Origin of the sequence: Streptomyces sp. NPDC001985, from assembly GCF_040296845.1 — a bacterium.
Lineage (GTDB): Bacteria > Actinomycetota > Actinomycetes > Streptomycetales > Streptomycetaceae > Streptomyces.
In genome coordinates, this window is the sequence record NZ_JBEOYB010000168.1 from 1 (window position 1) to 3866 (window position 3866).

Consider the following 3866-nt stretch of genomic DNA (forward strand, 5'->3'; position numbering starts at 1 on the left):
CTCGCCCTCCCAGTCGACCACCTCCTCGCGCCACAGCCGGCGCAGCAGCCCGTAGTGCTCGACGGTCATGGATCACCCACGGCCTCCATCGCGTGCCCCGCCCGCTCACCGCGGTGGAGGGTCCGGCCCGGCCGCCCCCGGGGATTGCCGAGGCCCTCACGCGTCCCCGGACCTGTCGTACCCGTCCGGCGGGTTCAGCAGCGGGTCGATGCCCGCCCGGAGGTACCGGAGCAGCGCTCCGTCCGACGCGGAGGCCAGGGCCGGGGTGCGGATCGCCATGCGCATCAGGGTGGTGCCGAGCAGCCAGGCCGAGAGCAGCTCGGCCCGGAGTGCGGCGTCGGGACCGTCGAGGCGCTCGGCGAAGGTCTCCGTGAAGATGCCGGCTATCTCGTCGCGGAGCCGGCCCACGGCCTCCTCCCGGCTGGAGGAGCGGAGCACCGACAGCACCGGGTGCGGCACCTGGTCCTCGCTGGGCGCGTTGGAGACCACGTCACAGACCCAGGCCGCCACGTCCTCCAGCGGCAGACAGGTCAGCGGCTCGAACATGGCGACGCTCGTCGACACCTCCGCGAACAGTGCTTCTTTTGAGCCGAAGTAGCGGTAGACGAGGGCGGCGTCCACACCGGCGTCCTTCGCGATGTCGCGCACGCTGGCGCCGTTGTAGCCGTACCGGCCGAACCGGAGCGCTGCGGCGTCCGCGAGGGCGGCACGCGTGATTGCCGCGTCGTTCTTCCTGGTCTGTGCGGGGGTGGTTCCCCCTTGTCGCGATGGGGCCGACCTGTCCACTGTCATACCTCCGCCTGGGTCATGCCGCGTGTACTCGTGGTCCAGCTTCCCTCATGTCCAAAAGTCATCGAACGTTGTCACCCATCGTTGACCGATCGTCGGGACGATCATATTTTTCCGTCAACGGGCGGTGACTTCGATGGTTTCCGCCCCATCCTGCGGGTGGCCCGCGGGGCCGTCCGCGTCCCGGGCCTCCGCACCGGCCGACACCTCGCTCCCCCACCACGCACCACGCACCACGCGCCCACCCCCGAACCCAGCAGAAGTGGTGATCTCCTGTGTCTGGACCAAGCGTCGCCGTCATCGGAACCGGCTACGTCGGATTGACCACGGGCGCCTGTCTGGCCGCTCTGGGGCACCACGTGGTGTGCGCGGACGCCGACCTCCGCAAGGTGGAGCGGCTGCGGCGGGCCGAGGTCGACATCCTGGAGCCCGGGCTGCCGGAACTCGTCGCGGACGGAGTGGAGTCCGGACGGCTGGAGTTCGTCCACGAGACACCGGCCGCCGTCGCGGGCGCCGGTGTGGTCTTCCTCTGTCTGCCGACCCCGATGGGCGTCGGCGGCGCCGCCGATCTGGCCGCGGTCGAGGCCGTGGCGGACGAGATCCGTACGGTACTGGCGCACGGGGCCGTGGTGGTCAACAAGTCCACCGTGCCGGTCGGCACCGCCGAGCGGGTCGCCGCGCTCATCGGCCGGCCCGATGTGAGCGTGGTGAGCAACCCGGAGTTCCTCCGCGAGGGCCGGGCGGTCCAGGACTTCCGCCGGCCCGACCGGATCGTCGTCGGTGCCGCCGACCCGGACGCCGCGCGGCGCGTGGCCGCTCTCTACGCCGAACTCGACGCGCCCCTGGTGGTCACCGACGCCGCCAGCGCGGAACTCACCAAGTACGCCGCCAACTTCTTCCTGGCGATGAAGCTCTCGTTCGCGAACAACCTGGCCACGGTCTGCGAGCGGTTCGACGCGGATGTCGACGATGTCATCGCCGGTCTCGGCCACGACCCGCGCATCGGCGCGGCGTTCCTCCAGCCCGGCCCCGGCTGGGGCGGCTCGTGCCTGCCGAAGGACACCCACGCGCTGCTGACCGTCTGCGAGGAGTCCGGGGTGGAGTTCCCGCTGCTGCGGGCCACCATCGAGACCAATGTCCGGCATCAGCGGCAGCTCGTGGAGCGGGTGGTGGCGGGCTGCTCCCCGGGGGACGGCTCGCTGCGCGGTGTACGTCTGGCCCTGCTCGGGCTGACGTTCAAGGCCGGCACCTCCGACCTCCGGGACTCGCCGGCCCTCGCCATCGCCCGGCTGCTCAAGGAGCGGGGCGCCGAGCTGCGCGCCTACGACCCCGCTCTGAGCGAGTCCCGCCCCGACCTCAGTGATCTGCTCACCCTCGCCGGCACACCCGAGGAGGCGGTACGGGACGCCCGTGCCGCTGTCGTCCTCACCGAGTGGCCGCACTTCCGCGACCTCGACTGGGAGACGATCGCCGGGCTGCTGACGTCCCCGGTGGTCTACGACTTCCGCAATCTCCTCGATCCCCGCCGGCTCGGCCGTGCCCGGCTGACCTGGGAGGGCATCGGCCGCTCGTTCGCGATGGCGGGCTGACGGCCGGCGGTCCGGCCGCCGGGGCGCCCCATCCCCCGTACCCTCCGCCTCCGCCGCGCGCCCGCGCCCGGAGCCTCCCGGCTGATCCACGAGAGAACAACCAGAGAAAGGCGTCATTCGTGCGCGTCATGATCACCACCGTCGGCAGCCCTTCGCACGGGCGTGCCCAGCTCCCCCTGGTCCGGGCGCTCGCCGCGGCCGGCCATGAGGTGCTGGCGGTCACCACCGAACCCACCGCCTCGGTCTTCGCCCAGGAGAACGTCCGGGTGACGAGTTCCATCAAGGACTTCATCCCGGGCGACCACGCCGCCGTCCGTCTGAAGGAGATCTCCGCGCGCACGGATCTGGAGGAGAGCGAGCGGAACGCGCTGATCGTCGACGAGCTGTCGCGGACGCTCTCCGGCCGGATGGCCGAGGATCTGCTGGAGGCCGTGCTCCCGGAGGCCCGGGAGTTCCGGCCCGATCTGATCCTCCGCGACGGCATGGACATGAGCAGTGTCCTCATCGGGCAGATGTTCGGCATCCCGCAGCTGCCCACCCCGTCCGGGGCCAGCAACAGCATGAACCCCGCCGAGATCCTGCCGGGCCTCAATGTCCTGCGGGCCAAGCACGGACTGCCCACCGACGAGAGCCCGCTGTCGATCGTCCCGCACGGGCGCATCGACTACGTGCCCTCGGAGTTCACCTTCGCCGCGTATCTGCCGGCCTCGTTCTCGTACCGGCAGACGGTGACCGTGGACCGCGATTCCGTGCTGCCGCGGTGGGTGGTGGATCTGCCCACCGACCGTCCGCTGGTCTTCGCCGCCCTCGGCACCGCGCTGCCCATGCTGCACCAGATGCTCAACCAGGAGGAGCCGCCGGAGCTGCCCTTCACCGTCCAGGACCCGGTCACCACCCTGCGCTCGCTGATCGGGGCGGCGGCTCTGCTGGAGGAGTGCACGGTCATCGTGGCCACCGCCGGGCTGCCCACGGACACCGACGCCCTGCCGCCGCATGTCCACCTCACCGACCGGCTGCCGCAGCCGCTGCTGCTGGAGGCCTGCGACCTGCTGCTCACCCACGGCGGGTTCAACAGCATCCGGGAGTCGCTGCGCACGGCCACGCCCATGGCGATCCTGCCCCAGTTCGGGGACCAGCCGGGCAACGCCCTGCGGGTCGAGGAGCTGGGGCTGGGCCGTCTGATCACCGACACCACGGCCGACGGCATCGCCGGGGTCTGTCGTGCGGTGCTGGCCGACCCCGCGATCGGCGCACGGGCCCGCCGGGCGCGGCTCGCGATGCTGGCGCTGCCGGAGATCGAGGCCGCCGTCGCCGATCTGGAGGCGCTCGTCGCGTAGCGCATCCGCTCGCCGGTGAGCCGGGGCCCGCGAGGGCCCCGGCTCCCGTGGCTCCCCCGCCCCCTCGAATCGACGCACCGCCCCGACGCGCGGCAGAGAAGGTTTCCATGGCTCCCCCACCTCCCCCGACCGCCGGGGCCGTGGCCCCGGC

3 protein-coding genes are annotated in these 3866 nt (G+C 72.0%); 2 read left to right on the forward strand and 1 reads right to left on the reverse strand.

What is annotated here, in order from left to right:
• Window positions 1-156: 156 nt before the first annotated feature.
• Window positions 157-792 (reverse strand): TetR/AcrR family transcriptional regulator, encoded by a 636-nt coding sequence (locus tag ABT122_RS33325; protein ID WP_351559897.1) that lies wholly within the window; start codon window positions 790-792, stop codon window positions 157-159.
• 272 nt (window positions 793-1064) lie between these two features.
• On the opposite strand from ABT122_RS33325, the gene ABT122_RS33330 reads away from it, so the two are divergent.
• Together ABT122_RS33330 and ABT122_RS33335 are read left to right on the forward strand one after the other, a co-directional pair.
• Window positions 1065-2378 (forward strand): UDP-glucose dehydrogenase family protein, encoded by a 1314-nt coding sequence (locus tag ABT122_RS33330; RefSeq protein WP_351559898.1) that lies wholly within the window; start codon window positions 1065-1067, stop codon window positions 2376-2378.
• Window positions 2379-2497: 119 nt separating this feature from the next.
• A complete protein-coding gene (locus ABT122_RS33335) occupies window positions 2498-3715 on the forward strand; it encodes a glycosyltransferase (RefSeq protein WP_451068898.1) in 1218 nt (405 codons plus the stop codon).
• The last annotated feature ends 151 nt before the right edge of the window (window positions 3716-3866 follow it).